This window comes from Nocardiopsis dassonvillei (assembly GCF_964273065.1).
In the GTDB taxonomy this organism is placed as follows: Bacteria; Actinomycetota; Actinomycetes; order Streptosporangiales; family Streptosporangiaceae; genus Nocardiopsis; species Nocardiopsis dassonvillei_B.
Window position 1 is genome coordinate 5479265 of sequence record NZ_OZ186815.1, and the last position, 16393, is coordinate 5495657.

The 16393-nt window shown below is 75.0% G+C and carries 13 protein-coding genes; 4 read left to right on the forward strand and 9 right to left on the reverse strand.

What is annotated here, in order from left to right; translation table 11 throughout:
* The 3 genes from ACSUPR_RS24535 to ACSUPR_RS24545 all read right to left on the reverse strand — a co-directional run bounded on the left by ACSUPR_RS24535 (position 1) and on the right by ACSUPR_RS24545 (position 1570).
* Positions 1–261 (reverse strand): hypothetical protein, encoded by a 261-nt coding sequence (locus ACSUPR_RS24535; RefSeq protein ID WP_436887080.1) that lies wholly within the window; start codon positions 259–261, stop codon positions 1–3.
* Positions 261–584: an ArsR/SmtB family transcription factor gene (locus tag ACSUPR_RS24540; protein ID WP_436887081.1), complete on the reverse strand. Its 324-nt coding sequence runs from the start codon at positions 582–584 to the stop codon at positions 261–263. The genes ACSUPR_RS24535 and ACSUPR_RS24540 overlap by 1 nt, the downstream gene beginning before the upstream one ends.
* 71 nt (positions 585–655) lie before the next feature.
* Positions 656–1570: a LysR family transcriptional regulator gene (locus tag ACSUPR_RS24545; protein WP_436887082.1), complete on the reverse strand. Its 915-nt coding sequence runs from the start codon at positions 1568–1570 to the stop codon at positions 656–658.
* A 109-nt stretch (positions 1571–1679) separates the two neighbouring features.
* On the opposite strand from ACSUPR_RS24545, the gene ACSUPR_RS24550 reads away from it, so the two are divergent.
* Complete coding sequence (locus ACSUPR_RS24550; RefSeq protein WP_436887083.1) at positions 1680–2915, forward strand: MFS transporter; 1236 nt, start codon at positions 1680–1682, stop codon at positions 2913–2915.
* Positions 2912–3391, forward strand: a complete 480-nt coding sequence (locus ACSUPR_RS24555) for a hypothetical protein (protein ID WP_436887084.1) — start codon at positions 2912–2914, stop codon at positions 3389–3391. The genes ACSUPR_RS24550 and ACSUPR_RS24555 overlap by 4 nt, the downstream gene beginning before the upstream one ends.
* A gap of 752 nt (positions 3392–4143) precedes the next feature.
* On the opposite strand, the gene ACSUPR_RS24560 is transcribed toward ACSUPR_RS24555, so the two are convergent.
* Positions 4144–5505, reverse strand: a complete 1362-nt coding sequence (locus ACSUPR_RS24560; protein WP_436887085.1) for a glutamine synthetase family protein — start codon at positions 5503–5505, stop codon at positions 4144–4146.
* Positions 5506–5900: 395 nt separating this feature from the next.
* On the opposite strand from ACSUPR_RS24560, the gene ACSUPR_RS24565 reads away from it, so the two are divergent.
* A complete protein-coding gene (locus ACSUPR_RS24565; protein ID WP_436887086.1) occupies positions 5901–7673 on the forward strand; it encodes an NAD+ synthase in 1773 nt (590 codons plus the stop codon).
* Between the two features lie 157 nt (positions 7674–7830).
* Here ACSUPR_RS24565 and ACSUPR_RS24570 read toward each other — a convergent pair whose 3' ends face one another.
* The 5 genes from ACSUPR_RS24570 to ACSUPR_RS24590 form a co-directional block, all read right to left on the reverse strand.
* Positions 7831–8526, reverse strand: a complete 696-nt coding sequence (locus tag ACSUPR_RS24570; RefSeq protein ID WP_436887087.1) for a hypothetical protein — start codon at positions 8524–8526, stop codon at positions 7831–7833.
* Between the two features lie 144 nt (positions 8527–8670).
* Entirely contained in the window at positions 8671–11679 is a 3009-nt protein-coding gene (locus ACSUPR_RS24575) for a helix-turn-helix transcriptional regulator (protein WP_436887088.1), read from the reverse strand.
* Positions 11680–11791: 112 nt separating this feature from the next.
* The gene (locus tag ACSUPR_RS24580) at positions 11792–11947 is read right to left on the reverse strand and encodes a hypothetical protein (RefSeq protein WP_436887089.1); all 156 of its coding nucleotides are present in this window, start codon (positions 11945–11947) and stop codon (positions 11792–11794) included.
* Between the two features lie 401 nt (positions 11948–12348).
* Positions 12349–15273, reverse strand: coding sequence for an ATP-binding protein (locus ACSUPR_RS24585; RefSeq protein ID WP_436887090.1), 2925 nt, complete (start codon positions 15271–15273; stop codon positions 12349–12351).
* A gap of 49 nt (positions 15274–15322) precedes the next feature.
* Entirely contained in the window at positions 15323–15499 is a 177-nt protein-coding gene (locus ACSUPR_RS24590) for a hypothetical protein (protein ID WP_436887091.1), read from the reverse strand.
* Between the two features lie 253 nt (positions 15500–15752).
* Between ACSUPR_RS24590 and ACSUPR_RS24595 the strand changes: the two genes are divergently transcribed.
* Positions 15753–16391 carry a hypothetical protein gene (locus tag ACSUPR_RS24595; RefSeq protein ID WP_436887092.1) on the forward strand — a complete coding sequence of 213 codons (639 nt, stop codon included), beginning with the start codon at positions 15753–15755 and terminating at the stop codon, positions 16389–16391.
* Positions 16392–16393 lie beyond the last annotated feature (2 nt).

Genomic DNA, 16393 nt, shown 5'->3' on the forward strand with positions numbered 1-16393 from the left:
TCATTCCACCGTTCGCAGGATCTGCTCGATCGAGGCTGCGCGGGCGCGCAGCTCGGCGACGTCCGCGGCGGTGCGCTGCTGGGCGTCCAGGGTGGTGGCGGACAGCTCCTCGTAGCGGGCCACGAGGCGCTGGAGTTCGTCGGCGCGGGCGGCGCCGATGGTGAGCTTGCGGGATTCCTGGCGGCTGGACTCGATCGCGATGCCGATGAAGGTGGCGATCGCGCACAGGCCGAGGATGAGGATCACGGTGGGCCAGTCCATCACTTCTTCTCCTTGTCGGTGAGGCTCGCGGCCGCGGTGGCGATGAGTTCCGGGGTGAGGCGCAGGTCGAGGGCGGCGAGCTCGAAGTACTTCATGGCCTTGCCGTCCTCGGACAGTTCGAGGCTGCCGACGACCAGCCCGGCCGCCTCCAGGCGCTGGAGGTGCATGTGGAGCAGGGGGCGGCTGACGCCGATGACGCGCGCGAGGTTGCTGACGTAGTCGCGGCCGTCCCGGAGCGTCGCGATGATCCGCAGGCGCACCGGGTTGGCGAGCGCGGCGAACAGCTCGACGAGCTCGTCACCGGTGGGTTCGCGCTGTGTCATGTCTTTCCTATACATGTAAGAAAGTTCTTACACATGGAAGATAAGACTACCCGGACCCGGGGCGCAAGCCCTCAGGCCCAGGGTTCCCAGACCGGGCCGGAAACGGGCGGCCGGTGGGCGGCGAGGTGGCGGCGGAGCAGGGCCAGGACCGGGTGCGGGTCCCCGGTGCGGAACAGCAGGGAGTGGGGGTACACCGGAACCGGGTCGGTCAGCGGGATCCGGCGCAGGCCGGGGGACTCGGGCCACACGTACCGGTCCCCGGCGCACACCAGCGTCGCCACGGTCGCCGACTCCGCGATGGTGTCCAGCATGGCGTCGCTGCCGAAGTTCGGTCCGGCCGCGTCGATGCCCAGGTCGAACGCCCGCGCCAGGGCGTCGTAGAAGTCGGACCACTCGGTGCCCGGACGGATGCCGGGGATCCAGATGCGGTGCCCCGCCAGTTCCGACGGGCGCAGTGAGGCCGCCCGGGCGAGCGGGTGGCGCGGACCCGCCAGCAACTGGAGGGGGTCGTCCAGGACGCGTTCGGCGGTGACCCCCGCGGGCGGGTCGGCGGCCGCGCGGAACGTCGCGTCGATCCGCCCGGCCAGGAGTTCCGCGGCCGCGGTCCCGGCGTCGGCGTCCGGGAGCGCGACCACGTCCAGGCCGGCGCCCGGGTGTGCGCGGTGGAACCGGTGCAGGGCGGCGGCCGGGGCGATGCGCCGGCTCAGCACGTCCACCCGCAGGGGCCGCGCCCCGGGGCGCACGGAGGACGCGGCCCGGTCCACGGCGCGCAGGACCTCGCGGGCGTGCGGGAGGAAGGCGCCGCCCTCGGGGGTGAGCCGGGCCCCGCGCGCCGTGCGGGTGAACAGGACGGCCCCCAGGGATCGTTCGAGGCCGGCGATGCGCTTGGAGACGGCCTGCTGGCTGACGCGCAGGTCGGCGGCGGCGTCCTGGAAGCGCCCGGCCTCGGCGACGGCGACGAAGGTGCGCACGGCCTCGATGTCCATGACCGGCATCGTAGGCGGCCACAACCCGCGGTTGTGGGGCCCGGGCCCGCGGTTGTTGGATCACGGGCGGGTCCGTCTGCTCTGATTCTCCGCGGCGGTAGGAGGCAGGGTGTCGCGGCACAGGTTGGGCAGTGCGTTCGGGTGGCTGTGGGCGGGGTACGCCGCGTCCGCGGCCGGGACCTGGCTGGGGTTCGGGGCGTTCTCCCTGATCGCGGTCACCGTGCTGGGGGCGGGTCCGGCCCAGGTGTCGGCGCTCGCGGCCGTCGGACCGGTGGTGGGCGCGCTTGCGGCGGTGCCGCTGGGGCCGTGGGTGGACCGGCGGCGCAAGCGGCCGGTCATGGTCGGGGCCGACGCCGTGCGCTGCGCCGCGCTGCTGACGGTCCCGGCCGCCCACTTCGCGGGACTGCTGACGTACCCGCAGCTGGTGGCGGTGTCCGTGGTCGGGGTCGCGGCCGACATCGCGTTCCGCGCGGCCGGCGGCGCCTACCTCAAGCGGATCGTGCCGCCCGATCTGCTGGTGGTCGCGCACGGCCGGTTCGAGTCGACGCTCTGGACCGCGGCCGCGGTCGGCCCGCCGGCGGGCGGGGCGGCCGTCGCACTGCTGGGACCGGTGGCCACCGTGGCCGCCAACGCGTTCGGGTTCCTGGCGTCGGGGCTGGCGATCACGGCGGTCAGGGAGCGGGAGGAGCCGCCCGCGCGCCCGGCTCCCGCGCGGGCCGACCTGGTCCGGGGGTGGCGGTTCATCTGGGCCGACCGCGGGCTGCGGCCGCTGTTCCTGAACACCGTGGCGGTGAACGCGCTGATCACCGCCACCGTGCCCCTACTGGCCGTGCTGCTGCTGGGCGAGCTGGGGTGGCCGGCCTGGCTGTACGGGCTGGCCTTCGGACCGCCCTGCGTCGGCGGGCTGCTGGGGGCGCGGCTGGCCCCGGTGCTGGAGGCGCGGTTCGGGAGGCGGCGGGTCCTGCTCGCAGCGGGTGCGCTGCGGGTGCTGTGGCCCGTCGGGCTGGTCCTGGCGGGACCGGGGACGGCGGGCGCGGTGCCGGTCATCGCGGTGGAGCTGGCCCTGGTCACCTGCACGGGGGTGTTCACCCCGCTGTTCGCCGCCGAGCGCCTGCGGCTGGTCCCCGGCGACCGGACGGGACGGGTCCTGGTGGCCTGGAACGTGACGGGGACCGCGGCCACCGCGCTCCTGACGGCCCTGTGGGGCTTGCTCGCGGCGGCGACGGACGCCCGGTTCGCGATCGGCGCCGCGGGGGTGCTGCTGCTCCTCACCCCCCTGCCGCTGTTCGTGAGTACCCGCACTCATGCGCCCGCGGCGCCGCAGGCGCCAGGATCTGAGGTATGAACACGACCGTGACCCGTCCTCCCCGCCCGGTTCTCGCGCTGTACACCGCCCTGCTACTGGCCGGTGCGGCGCTGGCCGCGTGGTGGGCGGCCCGCAGCTCCCCGGAGGAGGCCCGCGCCTGGGGGATCACCCCGGAGGAGGCGGACTACGCGATCGCGCCGCCGCCGGTGCCGGAGTGGGCCGTGCCCGTCCTCGGGATCGGCGGCCTGCTGCTCGCCCTGGCCGGCGCGGCGCTGCTGGTCCGCGAACTGCGGGCGAGGCGGGCGGCCTTCGCCTGGGGCCTGGCGGCCTTCCTCGCCGTACCGGCGGCCCTGTTCGCCGGCCTGTGGTGGGCGGTCGCCACCGCTCCCACCATCGGCGCCAACATCGGCCTGGGCCTGGTGGTCATCGTCGGAGGCCCGCTCGCCCTCGTCTTCCTCCTGGGCGCCCTCGGCGCCGCCCTCACCGCCCTCCTCTCCCACCGCCCCAAGAGGTGAAAGCACCCGGAGCCCTCCACCACAACCGGACACACCCCCGACGGTGAAGACCGTGGGAGGGCTCCCGCCTCAACCCCACGGGGTTGACCAAGAAAGAACCGGAACCCCCGCCCCGGGGGTGAAAGCCGCAGGCGGGTTTCCCACCCCACCCCCAGGGGGTTGACCAAGGAAGAACCGGAACCCCGCCCCAGGGGGTGAAAGCGGGGGAGAACCTCGGCCCGTACCCCAGGGGGGTAGGCGGACTTGGAGGTCTCCAAAACGTGCACCACCTGGAAAGGGCGGTCTGTGGTCGCTCCCGACAGCAGGCGTTGGTCTCCAAAAGCCCAGCCGCCTGGAAAGGCACAGACCGCGGAGCGCGGGCCCGCCCCGTCGCAGTCGGCGCCCGGCAGACCACCGGACCTGGGCGTTCGACGGGCGTGCGGGGTGGTGGGGGCTTACGGGGCGGGTGCGCGCGAGGCCTGCCCCGCCCGACCACAGGACCACGGAGGAAGGGTCCGCCTGCAAACGGACGGGCCTGTCCGACCCCGCTTGTAACACCAGCCCCCGCCGGGGTGGCCCCAGCCGTACGTGCCCCCCCGCACCACAGAGGGACGAACCCGAACAAGCGCGCCCACCCCCGCCCCCAACGCAGAACGGGCCCCGGCCATACGGCCGGGACCCACAACCCCAAGGACCCCAAGGACCCCAGGCCCCACGGAACCCACAGCCCCCGGCCTCATCACCCCCCGGGACCCAGGGCCCTCCACCCCACCTCAGAGCGTCGGCAGGTACCTCTGCAGCTCGTACGGCGTCACCTGGCGCCGGTAGTCCTCCCACTCGGCCTTCTTGTTGCGCAGGAAGAAGTCGAACACGTGCTCACCGAGCGTCTCGGCTACCAGCTCGCTGTTCTCCATCAACCGCAGTGCCTCGTCCAGGCTCTGCGGCAGCGGGCGGATGCCCAGCGCCCGGCGCTCGGAGTCCGTGAGCGCCCACACGTCGTCCTCGGCGCCCGGCGGCAGCTCGTAGCCCTCCTCGATGCCCTTCAGACCCGCGGCCAGGATCACCGCGTACGCCAGGTACGGGTTGCAGGCGGTGTCCATGGAGCGGATCTCGATCCGGCTGGAGTTGGACTTGCCGGGCTTGTACATCGGCACCCGCACCAGCGCCGACCGGTTGTTGTGCCCCCAGCAGATGTACGCCGGGGCCTCACCGCCCATGCCCGCGGACGCGGCGGGGTCGTCCCACAGCCGCTTGTAGGAGTTCACCCACTGGTTGGTGACCGCGGTGATCTCGTCGGCGTGGCGCAGCAGGCCCGCGATGAACCCGCGCCCGATCTTGGAGAGCTGGTACTCGGCGCCGGGCTCGTAGAAGGCGTTGCGGTCGCCCTCGAACAGCGACAGGTGGGTGTGCATGCCCGACCCGGGGTACTGGGTGAAGGGCTTGGGCATGAACGTCGCGTACACGCCCTGCTCCATCGCCACCTCCTTCATCACGAGCCGGAAGGTCATGATGTTGTCGGCGGTGGTCAGCGCGTCCGCGTACCGCAGGTCGATCTCCTGCTGGCCCGGGCCGCCCTCGTGGTGGCTGAACTCCACGGAGATGCCCATGGCCTCCAGCATGTTGATGGCGTTGCGCCGGAAGTCGTGCGCGCTGTTGTGCGGGGTGTGGTCGAAGTAGCCGCCGGAGTCGTTGGGCTCGGGCAGCTCGCCCAGCTCGGGCATCTTCTTGAGCAGGTAGAACTCGATCTCGGGATGCGTGTAGAACGTGAACCCGAGGTCGGAGGCCTTGCCCAGCTGGCGCTTGAGGACGTGCCGGGGGTCGGCGAAGGACGGCGAGCCGTCGGGCATGAGGATGTCGCAGTACATGCGCGCGGTGCCGTGCGGCTCGTTGCGCCAGGGCAGCACCTGGAACGTGGACGGGTCGGGCTGGGCCAGCATGTCGGCCTCGTACACGCGGGCGAAGCCCTCGATGGCCGAGCCGTCGAACCCGATGCCCTCGGAGAAGGCCGCTTCGAGTTCGGCGGGGGCCACCGCCACCGACTTGAGGTACCCGAGCACGTCGGTGAACCACAGCCGCACGAACCGGATGTCGCGCTCCTCCAACGTGCGGAGCACGAATTCCTGCTGTCGATTCACGATCAACCTTCCTCGATGACGGTCGGCCCGGGGCCGCTGTCCCGGTCCCAGTCTGCCGTGCGCATATTTCCGGGGTATTTCCGCGCCCGCCGCTCGGGCCGTCCGGTTCGTCCCCTCGTACTCGCATTATGGCCGGTGGCGGTGCGCCCCGGGGCCTACCCGCCCGGACGCGCCCGTCAACCCTTCCTCCCTCCCCTCCCTCCACCCGCCATCTCTCCCCCTCCACCTCCCCCACCTCCCCCATCCCTCCCCCCATCCCCACCCCTCCCTCCACCTCCCCCCATCCCCACCCCTCCCTCCACCTCCCCCCGCCCCCACCCCCCATCCCTCCCTCCGCCGCACCCGGAAGCCCCCGAGTCCGCGCCGCCCCCACCCACCCGGTTAGGCTCGTGCCCGTGGCACAGCTGAGAATCGCACTCGCCCAGGTCAACCCCACGGTCGGTGACCTGGAGGGCAATCTGAGGATCGTCGTGGACTCCGCCCGGCAGGCCCGGGAGCGGGGGGCGCACCTGCTCGCCCTGCCGGAGATGGTGGTCACCGGCTACCCGGTGGAGGACCTGGCCCTGCGCAACTCCTTCGTCTCCGCCTCGGTGAAGGCGGTCCGCCGCCTGGCCGGTGAGCTGGCACGCGAGGGGCTGGGGGACCTGCCGGTGGTGGTGGGCTTCCTGTCGCGCAGGGAGGGGCCGGGCGCCCGGTACGGGCAGCCCGCGGGCGCCCCGCAGAACGCGGTGGCGGTCCTGCACGAGGGGACGGTGGCGGTCACCTCCGCCAAACACCACCTCCCCAACTACGGCGTGTTCGACGAGTTCCGCAACTTCGTGCCGGGAGACACGCTGCCGGTGGTGCGGGTACGCGGGGTGGACGTGGGGATCGCGGTGTGCGAGGACCTGTGGCAGGAGGGCGGGCCGGTCACGGCGGCCCGCGCGGCCAGGGTGGGGCTGCTGCTGTCGCTCAACGGGTCGCCCTACGAGCGGCACAAGGACGACGTGCGCCTGGAGCTGTGCCAGCGCCGGGCCCGGGAGATCGGGGCGGCGCTGGCGTACGTGAACATGGTGGGCGGCCAGGACGAGCTGGTCTTCGAGGGCGACTCGCTGGTGGTGGACGCCGAGGGCGAGCTGGTGGCCCGCGCCCCCCAGTTCACGGAGACGCTGCTGGTGGCCGACCTGGACCTGCCCGCGGGCGGGGCGTCGGGCGTGCCCGACGGCGGGCTCGCGGACGGCCTGACGGTGGTCCGGCGCACCGTGTCCGCGGACCCGGTGGAGCCCTACACGCCCCAGGAGAACACGGTCACCCCGCGGCCGGACCCGCTGTCGGACGTGGGCGAGGTGTACCGGGCGCTGGTCACGGGGCTGCGCGACTACGTGGCCAAGAACGGGTTCGAGTCGGTGCTGGTGGCGATCTCCGGCGGGATCGACTCGGCGCTCACCGCGACGATCGCCGTGGACGCCGTGGGAGCCGGACGGGTGCACGGGGTGCTGCTGCCCAGCGGGCACTCCAGCGGCCATTCGGTCTCCGACGCCGAGGAGCTGGCCCGGCGACAGGGGTTCGCGGCCCGTACGATCGCGATCGCCCCGGTGGTGGAGGCCTTCGAGTCGGCCGTGGCCGCAGCGGACGCCCGGCTGGACGGGCTGGCGGCGGAGAACCTCCAGGCGCGGGTGCGCGGCACCCTGGTGATGGCGCTGTCCAACCAGGAGGGCCACCTGGTGCTGGCCACCGGCAACAAGAGCGAGGCGGCCACCGGCTACTCGACGCTGTACGGCGACTCGGTGGGCGGGTTCGCCCCCATCAAGGACTGCTGGAAGACGCTGGTGTGGAAGCTGGCGCGCTGGCGCAACGCCGAGGCCGCCCGGGAGGGGGCGATCCCCCCGATCCCGGAGAACTCGATCGAGAAGCCGCCCAGCGCCGAGCTGAGCCCGGACCAGCTCGACACCGACTCGCTGCCCGACTACGCCGAGCTGGACGCGGTGCTGGACGCCTACATCGGTACCGACAAGGGGGAGGCGGAGCTGGTCTTCGCCGGATACGACCCCGACCTGGTGCGCCGGGTGATCCGGCTGGTGGACCGGGCCGAGTACAAGCGCCGCCAGTCGGCGCCGGGCACCAAGATCAGCGCCCGCAACCTGGGCCGGGACCGGCGGCTGCCGATCTCCAACCGCTGGACGGTCTGAGACGCCCGTACCGCCGGCCCGCGGCGGGGCCGTCCCAGGCCGCCGGGCGCTTCACCCCAGGCTGTTCAGGGCGGCCCCGGACCGTTCCGGGCGCCGTCCCAGGCCGCAGGGCGCTTCGCCCCGGACCGTTCCGGGCGACCCCGGACCGTTCCGAACGTCACCCCAGGCCGTTGAGGGCCTGGCGGCCCAGCTCCGGCATGAGCCGCACCTCCGCGCTCCGCTCCGGGGCGGCGCCGCCCCCGGTGCCGGGGGTGTAGGTGCGCGCCACGGTCACGTGCACCTCCCCGTGGCGGGCCAGCAGGGTCGCCAGGTGGGTGCCGTCCCGCGACGCCAGGGCCAGGCGGCTCTGCTCGCCGGCGTTGGAGGCCTGGTCCCAGTGCGGGGTGCCGCCTCCGTCGCGGACCCGGTCGAACTCCTCGTCGAAGCGGAGCCGGGCCTGTTCGGCGTCCTCCCAGGAGGTGTATGTCAGGGAGAGGCCGTGCAGGCCCCCGTCCGCGCTCTCGGTGCTCCACGAGCAGCCGTGGTCGCCGGGGACGCCGGAGTCCGCTGTGTGGCCGAGACCGGCCAGGGTCTCCGCGGTCGGCACCGCGCACGGGTCGTCGGGAAGGGTGTACGGTCCCGGGCCGAGGTCGATCCGGGTGTCCTCCTCCGGCCCCGTGTAGGCCAGGAGGTCGGCGGATCCGACCGGCCCGGAGGAGGGGCCGCCCCGGTCGGCACCGGTCGGGGTGCCGGGCGCCGGGTCGGGGCCCGAGACGAGGATGAGGGCGGCGCCTGTGGCCAGGGCCACGGCGGCGGACGCCGCCACGGCGATCCGGATGCGGGTACGTCGGGTGGATACGGGCGATGGGGGCATGGGGGTACCTCGTCCGTGGGGGGCGGTTCGGGGGCAGTCCGGGAACGACCCGAGGGCGACCCGGGAACGACCCGGAACGACCCGGGGGCGGTCCCCTCAACCCTAGACAGCCCGGACGGTCGGCCCCCGGCCGGGGCGGCTTCCTCAGCCCAGGCCGAGTTCACGCAGGCGGGCCCCGGCGGTGGCGCGGTTGGGCACGCCGAGTTTGGCCAGGATGTTGGACACGTGGACGCTGGCGGTCTTGGCGGAGATGAACAGCTCCTGGGCGATGCGGGCGTTGGTGCTCCCGACGGCGAGCAGACGGGCGACCTCCAGCTCGCGGGCGGTGAGCCCGGCGGGCGCGGCAGGGGCGGACGCCTCGTCGGTGAGGCCGACGCCGATGCGGCGGGCCAGGTCGGCGGCGGATGCGGCCAGCGGGACGGCCTCGTGCCGGTCGGCGGCCGCGTGGGCGGCGCGCACCAGCTCGCGGGCCCGGTCGCGCTCCCCGGCGGCCACGGCGGCGCGGGCGGCGCGCAGACGGGCGGCGGCCAGGTGCAGCGGCATGGGGGTGTCCTCCCATGCGGCCACCGCGCGCTCCCACAGGTCGAGGCGGTCCGCGGGGCCGGTGCCGTCGAGTTCGGCGGCGTAGGCCAGGACCCGGGCGCGGTGGGCGCGCTGGGGCGTGCCGGTGACGGCCATGGCCTCGGCGACCTTCACTGCCAGGGCCATGACGCGGTGGGCCGCGGCGACCCCGCTCCGGCCGCCCTCGCCCCGACCGGCCTCGGCGCCGCGTGCGGCGGCCTGGGCCATCACGTCGACCAGGGGCCAGGTGTAGCCGCGCGAGGCCTCCAGCTCCAGCTGCTCCAGGGCCCGTTCGGACAGGGCCAGGACGGCGTCCACGGAGCCCTCGGCCAGACCGGTCTCCAGTTTGGCCAGCAGGTCGAGCTGGACGATGTTCATGCGCTGGGCGTCGGTCAGCCGGCCGCTGCGGGACCAGCCGGAGACCGTGAGAGCGGTGTCCAGGTCGCCCATGGCGGCGGCGCTGCGGGCCAGGACGGCGTCCACGTAGGAGCGGTCCTTGAGGGGGCCGCGGGTGCGCAGGATCTTCTCGCAGATGGCGCGGGCCTCGGCCAGGTGGCCCAGCTCGAAGTGGATCTCGGCGCGGTTCTGGTGGTTGAACGTCTCGTGGACCGACGCCCAGCCCATCTCCTTGTGGCGGTCCAGGGACTCCTCCAGGACCCGCAGCCCCTCCTCGTGGCGGCCCAGTTCGCGGAGGAAGTGCCCGAGGTTCCCGGCGCCGCGCGCCTCCAGGGAGGGCTCGGAGACCTCGGCGGCGATCCCCATCGCCTCCTCGATGAGCGGGCGGCCGCGCTCCAGGTCGCCCTCGCCGATGTGGAGGCTGCCCAGGGTGATGCGGGCGTCGGCGGCCGCGCACCGGTCTGCGGCGTCGGAGCTCTCGGCCAGGGCGATGGCCCGCTCGGCGAGCGCGCGCGCCGAGTGCCCGGCCTCGCGCAGGTCGCGCAGCTGCTCCTGGTCGGGCGGGACGACGCGGTCGGCGCGGTGGCGCAGGCTCTCGCGGGCCAGGATGGACAGCAGGGAGGCGTAACCCGGCATGTGGGGCGGGTGCAGGTCCAGGGCGGCGACCAGGTCGGTGATGCCGCCGCCGCAGGTGGTCAGGGAGCGGGCCAGGCCGCGGCGGCGCAGGAGGGTGGCCTTGACGGTGCGGGTCTCGTCGTCGGCGGGGTCCTCGGGCAGGGTGGCCAGGGCCTCGTCGGCGAGTTCGAGGGCGCGGCCGCCGCGTCCGGCCTCGACGGCGGCGCCGGCGGCGCGGGAGACGACCTCGGCCCAGCTGTGGCCCTGGACGCGGTCGCGGGCGTCGGGCACCCGGTCCCACAGGGACAGGACCCGTTCCAGCATGTCGAGCGCCTCGCTGTAGGCGAGGGTGTCCGAGGCGCGGACGGCGGCCCACCAGGCGGCCTGCAGAGCCTCGGGCAGCTCGCGGGCGGCCATGTAGTGGTGGGCCTCCTCGGAGGCGCGCCTCTCGTAGGGGAACAGGTCGGGGCGCTCGTCGATGAGGCGGGCGAAGCGCATGTGCAGGCGGGTGTGCGGGCCGGGCAGGAGCTCGCCGTGCACCGCGTCGCGCAGCAGGGCGTGCCGGAACCGGTAGCCCTCGCCGTGGACCTTGAGGACGTTGGCGTCGACCAGGGCGTGCAGGGCGGCCTCGAGGTCGGGGTCGGGCAGGTCGGCGGCCTGGCGCAGCACCTCGTGGTCGATACCGCCGGAGACGGCGCCCACCGAGGCCGTGCGCAGGACGGTCCAGGCGGTGTGGTCGAAGCGCTGGAGGGGTTCCAGGAGCAGGTCGCGGAACCGGTCGGGAACGTCGCCGTGGCCGGTGGGGGAGTCGGCCAGGGTCTCCACGAACAGGGGGACGCCCTCGGTGCGGCGGTAGAGCTCGTCGAGCTCGTGCGGGGCCAGCGCGTCGCCCCCGCGCAGGGCGGCGGCGTGCTCCCCGGTCTCGGTGAGGGTGAGCGGGGCCAGGCGCAGCGACTCCACGCCCGGGACGCGTTCGAGTTCGGGCAGCAGGCGGCGCAGGGGGTGGGCGCGGTGCAGGTCGTCGCTGCGGTAGGTGGCGATGATCTGCACGCCGGGGAGTTCGAGGTTGCGGATGAGGAAGACGAGCAGGTCGCGGGTGGCGCCGTCGGCCCAGTGCAGGTCCTCCAGGACGAACGTGACCCCCTCGTCCCCGGCGCTCTGGTAGAGCAGGCGCAGCACCTGCTCGAAGAGGATGCCGCGGTTCTCGGGCTCGAAGTGCAGCCCGCGGGTCCCGACGCGGTCGGTGGACGGACCGCCCGGTTCCGGCAGTTCGGGCAGCAGGCGGGCCAGCTCGCGGGTGCCGCCCGGGGCGGCCGCCGCGAACAGCTCGGGGCCGCGCTCGCGCAGGAGCTGGCGCAGGATCGCGGTGAAGGGCGCGTAGGAGAGGCCGTCGCCGCCGAGTTGCAGACAGGCGCCGACGTACACCGCGCCCGGGGGGAGGGTGGCGGCGAACTCGCTGATGAGCCGGCTCTTGCCGACTCCCGCGTCGCCGCCCAGGAGGATCATGCCGGGGCCGGTGGTGCGGGTGCGTCGGGCGTGGTCGCACAGGGCGTCGAGTTCGGCCCTGCGACCGATGAACACGGGACCATTGTCGACAAGAAGGGGCATACCGCTCATTATGCCGACCTCGGGTGACGGAACGCGGGTGATTTTCGGACGCGGGCCGGGGCCGGGCCCCGGTCGGGCCGCCTGATCAGGCGGCCCGACCGAAGCGGCCGGCCTTGCGTTCCCCCCGCTCGCGCCGGCGCGCCTCGGCCCGGCGCAGCAGGGCCTCCTGGCGCAGCTGCGCGGCGCGCAGGCGTTCCTCGGCGATGGCGCGGGCGGTGGCGTTGAGCAGTTCGGGGTTCATCAGGGTGCTCCTCGAAGCGGTGCCGCGGTGTCGCGGTGCCGGTGTCCCTCACCGACGACTCCACGATCCCGCTGAGACCCCCGCCCCCGCATCGGGAGAAATCCCGGTCCCGGACCCCCTCCTGGGAGGCACCGCGGGACCGGGCTAAGACATCGGGTCCAGGATCGGGGAACCGGCGGGCCCGGCCTGAGACGTCCCCGCCCCGGCCTGAGACCGGCGCCGGACCGGGTCCGCCCGAGGCCGGTGTCACCTGGGAGCGGCGCCGGACCGGATCCGTCCGAGACCGGCGCCGGGCCGGGTCCACCTGGGACCGTGCCGGACCGGGCCCACCTGAGGCCGGTGTCACCTGGGAGCGGCGCCGGACCGGGCCCACCTGCGGCCGGGACCACCTGGGACCGGTGTCAGGCCAGCCCCAGGTCCCGGGCGCGCGCCCCCGCGGAGGCCCGGTTGGGGGCGTCCAGCTTGGCGAGGATGTTGGAGACGTGCACGCTCGCCGTCTTGGGCGAGATGAACAGCTCCGCGGCGATCTGCGCGTTGGTGCTCCCGGCGGCCAGCAGCCGCAGCACCTCGACCTCACGCGGGGTCAGCCCGGCGGGCGCGGCCCGGTCGGGGGCGGTGAACCCGGCGCGGCGGCCCAGCGCGGCGGCCTCCCGCTCCATGGGCACCGCGCCGCTCGCCGCGGCGGCCGGCCCCACCGGCTCCCACCAGGCGCGGGCCCGCGCCTGGTCGCGCACGGCCAGGGCGGCCAGGGCGGCTCGCAGGCGGGCCGCGGCCAGGTGCAGGACCATGGGGGTGGACTCCCAGGCGGCCACCGCCGCCGCCCACCGCTCCAGGACCTCCCGCGGGCCGGCGGTCCCCTCGGCCAGCCTGGCGGCGGTCGCGGCCCGGAACGCCTCCTGGACGGGGCCGCGCGCGGGCATGTCCAGGAGGCCCGACACCAGGGCGTGCGCGGGGTCGCCGGGTCCGGCGCCGGTGCGGCGCACCGCTTCGGCGGCCAGCTCGGCGACCACCCACCCGTACCCGGCGGACCCGGTGAACCCGGGGCGTTCCAGGATCTGCACCGCGTAGGTGCGGGCGGTCTCGGCGTCGCCCTCGGCCAGGAGCAGGTCCAGCCAGGCGGAGGCCGCCTGCTGTGCCTGGTCCAGGCGTTCCAGGCTCAGTACGGAGGCGCGGTCGAGCGAGGCGATGCCCGCCTCCCTCAGTTCTCCCCGGGCCGTCCCGGAGCGCGCGGCGGCCAGGTCTCCCTGGGCGATGGCCGCCCGGGCCGCCGGGACCAGCAGGAACACCCGGTGCATGGGGGAGGGGCTGTGGCCCAGAGCCCGGGCGGCGATGGCGCGTGCTCCGGCCAGGTCCCCCGTCTCGTAGTGGAGCTCGGCGAGGTTCTGGGAGGTGAAGCCGCCGTGCACCCACCCGGAGTCCCTTCTGCCGGGGGCCGCCAGGAAGGCCTCCAGGAGTTCCAGGGCGCGGGCGTGGTGCCCCTGCTCGCGCAGGTAGTGGGAGAGGTTGTTGACGCCGCGGGCCTCCATCATCGGGTCGCCGATGCGGCGGCTCAGCTCGATGGACCGCTCCAGGTGGGGGCGGCCCAGGTCCTGGAGCCCCCGGCCCATGAGCACCGAGCCCAGGGTGACCAGGGCGGCGGCCAGGGCGCTGTCGTCACCGGAGCGCTCGGCGGCGGCGATGGCCTCCCGGGCCAGTTCCTCCGAGGAGCGGTCCAGCGGGCCGGCCCCCTCGGTGCGGAACATGGTCTCGCGGGCCAGGATCGACAGCATGCGCGCGTACCCGGGCATGTGCGGCGGGTGCAGGCGCAGCGCCTCGGCGAGGTCGTGCTCGGCGCCCGCGTCCACGCAGTGGGTGCGGGCCTGCCCGCGGCAGCGCAGCACCTTCGCCCGCAGGGCCCGGCCGGAGTCGTCGGCGGACTCGGCGGGCAGCCCGGCCAGGGCCTCGTCGCACAGTTCCCAGGCGGTGCGGGGGTGTCCGCCCTCCAGCGCGGCCAGGGCCGCCTCGGCCAGCACCTCGGGCCGCCCGCGACCGCCCAGCAGCCCGGACACCCCGGGTACCCGGTCCCACAGTTCCAGGACGCGGCGGAGCATCGCCAGCCGCTCCCCGTGGGCCAGGGACTCCCCGGCACGCTCGGCGGCGTCCCAGGCGGCGGACACCGCCCGGGGCAGGTCGTGGGCGGCCTGGAAGTGGTGGGCCAGCTCGGCGGCGCGGCGCTCCCCGGGGACGGTGCCGGGGTGCTCCCGGACGGCCTCGGCGAAGCGCAGGTGCAGGCGGGTGCGGGTACCGGGCAGCAGGGACTCGTGGACGGCCTCGCGCAGCAGGGCGTGCCGGAACCGGTAGCCCTCGCCGTCCACGTGCAGCAGCCGGCCGTCGATCAGGGTGTGCAGGGCGATCTCCAGGTCCCGGTCGCCCAGGTCGCAGACGCGGCGCAGCGCTTCGTGGGAGACGGTGCCGGAGACCGCGCCGACGGCGGACAGGCGCAGCACCGACAGCGCGGTGTCGTCCAGCCGGTCCACGGGGGCCAGCAGCAGGTCGCGGAAGGCGTCGGGCACTCCGCCGGGCCGGTGCGGGCCGGCGGCGGCCAGTGCCTCCACGTACAGCGGGATGCCGTCGCTGCGCCGGTACAGGTCGTCGAGTTCGGCGGGGGTGCGGGCACGTCCGGTCAGGGCGCGGACGTGCTCGTCCACCTCGGCGCGGCTGAGCGGTTCCAGGTCCAGGCGGGTCACCGAGGGCAGGCGCTCCAGCTCGGGCAGCAGGCGGCGCAGGGGGTGGGCGCGGTGCAGGTCGTCGCTGCGGTAGGTGGCGATGATCTGCACGCCGGGGAGTTCGAGGTTGCGGATGAGGAAGACGAGCAGGTCGCGGGTGGCGCCGTCGGCCCAGTGCAGGTCCTCCAGGACCAGGGTCAGGCCGTCCGTGCCCGCGGCGGTCCGCAGCACGTGCAGGACCAGCCCGAACAGCACGCCCCGGTCCCGGTGCCCTCCCTCGGGGACCGGGCCCAGCTCGGGGAGCAGGCGGGCGAGCTCGCCCGCCTGCTCCCCGACGGCGAAGGGCTCCGGTCCGCTTTCTCGCAGGAGCTGGCGCAGAGCCGCGGTGAAGGGCGCGTAGGCCAGGCCGTCCACGCCCAGTTCCAGGCAGCCGCCGACGAGTACGGACCCCTGGGTCCGGGCGAACTCGGCCACCAGCCGGGTCTTGCCGATCCCGGCGTCCCCGGCGAGCAGCAGCGCCCCGGACCGCTCGGTGCGGCAGAGGCGGGCGTGCTCGGCGAGCGCCGCCAGGGGAGCGGCCCGGCCGACGAGCGCCGGGGCGGTACCTGGGAGTAGGGGCATGGGCGCCATTATGCCCATCCGTGCCGGTACGGCGTCCGCGGCGCCGGGCTCAGGCGGCACGGCCGTAGGCGCGGGGGCCGTCGTCGCGGCGGGGCCACCAGGCCCGGAGGCGGGCGCGGCGGCGGGCGCGGGCCCGCCGCCGCGCCGCGGCGCGGTGCCCCATGCGGCGGATGTCCTCCTCGGTCAGGGGCGGGTTGTGGGCCAGGAACAGGGCGTCGTGGTACACGGTCTCCTCCTCGGTGCGGGGCCGTCCGCCCCGCCGGTTCCACGATCGTTCTGAGGCACGGCCCGGTGCATCGGGAGAAATCCCTGTTCGCGGTGTTCGTGGGGCTCTTAGGTGCGGTGTGGGGACTTATCCGGGTCCGGTGCCGGATGCGCCCGACAGGGTCGCCCCTCCCGGCGTGTCACACATAGCAATCACGTGAGTACTCATAGTTGTCTTGGGTGGGTCGTGACCGAGCGGACGGAAGGCACGCATCATGGGCATGGGTATGGGCGGGGACGGCCGGCGCGGCCGGTGGCGGGCGGCCGGGGTGGCCGCCGCGACGGGAGCGGTCCTGATGGCCGCGACCCCGGCGGCGGCGGCCGTCGACCCGGACGGGCGGGCCCCCTCGGCCCCCTCGGCCCCGCCGTCCCCGGAGGCCTTCGTGGGGCTGTCCCTGGTGGTGGAGGAGGCGGCGCCGCTGCCCGGGCACGAGACGGTGCTGCGGACGACGGTGGCCAACGGCGACGCGAGCGAGGGGGTGAGCGGCGCGCACCTGGCCCAGCACGTCCCCGAGGCCCTGGAGATCGTGGAGGTGGGCGGCGGGGGTGAACTGGAGGACGGCATCGTGAACTGGCGGGTGGACGTGCCCGCCGGGGAGGAGCGGGACTACACGGTCCGTGTCCGGGTGCGGGAGGACGCCGAGGGGACGGAGCGGTTGATGAGCACGGCCTGCCTGCTGCTGGAGCGGGAGGCCGACCCGGCGTCCTGCGCCAGCGACACGGTCGTGGTGGCCTCGCCGACGGTGCTGTCACGGGCGGCGGAGGCCGTGGACGGCGGGCTGCTGGGCCGGATGGCGGGGGCGGCCCTGCTGGTGGGGCTGGGGTGGCTGGTATGGCGGCGCCGGGTGGCGTGAAG

Bases quoted from the DNA above. Each gene is read 5' to 3' on its own strand.
- ACSUPR_RS24580 (WP_436887089.1), bottom strand. From the start codon at position 11,947: ATGAACCCCGAACTGCTCAACGCCACCGCCCGCGCCATCGCCGAGGAA.
- ACSUPR_RS24570 (WP_436887087.1), bottom strand. From the start codon at position 8,526: ATGCCCCCATCGCCCGTATCCACCCGACGTACCCGCATCCGGATCGCC.
- ACSUPR_RS24540 (WP_436887081.1), bottom strand. From the start codon at position 584: ATGACACAGCGCGAACCCACCGGTGACGAGCTCGTCGAGCTGTTCGCC.
- ACSUPR_RS24535 (WP_436887080.1), bottom strand. From the start codon at position 261: ATGGACTGGCCCACCGTGATCCTCATCCTCGGCCTGTGCGCGATCGCC.
- ACSUPR_RS24595 (WP_436887092.1), top strand. From the start codon at position 15,753: ATGGGCATGGGTATGGGCGGGGACGGCCGGCGCGGCCGGTGGCGGGCG.
- ACSUPR_RS24585 (WP_436887090.1), bottom strand. From the start codon at position 15,273: ATGCCCCTACTCCCAGGTACCGCCCCGGCGCTCGTCGGCCGGGCCGCT.
- ACSUPR_RS24545 (WP_436887082.1), bottom strand. From the start codon at position 1,570: ATGGACATCGAGGCCGTGCGCACCTTCGTCGCCGTCGCCGAGGCCGGG.
- ACSUPR_RS24555 (WP_436887084.1), top strand. From the start codon at position 2,912: ATGAACACGACCGTGACCCGTCCTCCCCGCCCGGTTCTCGCGCTGTAC.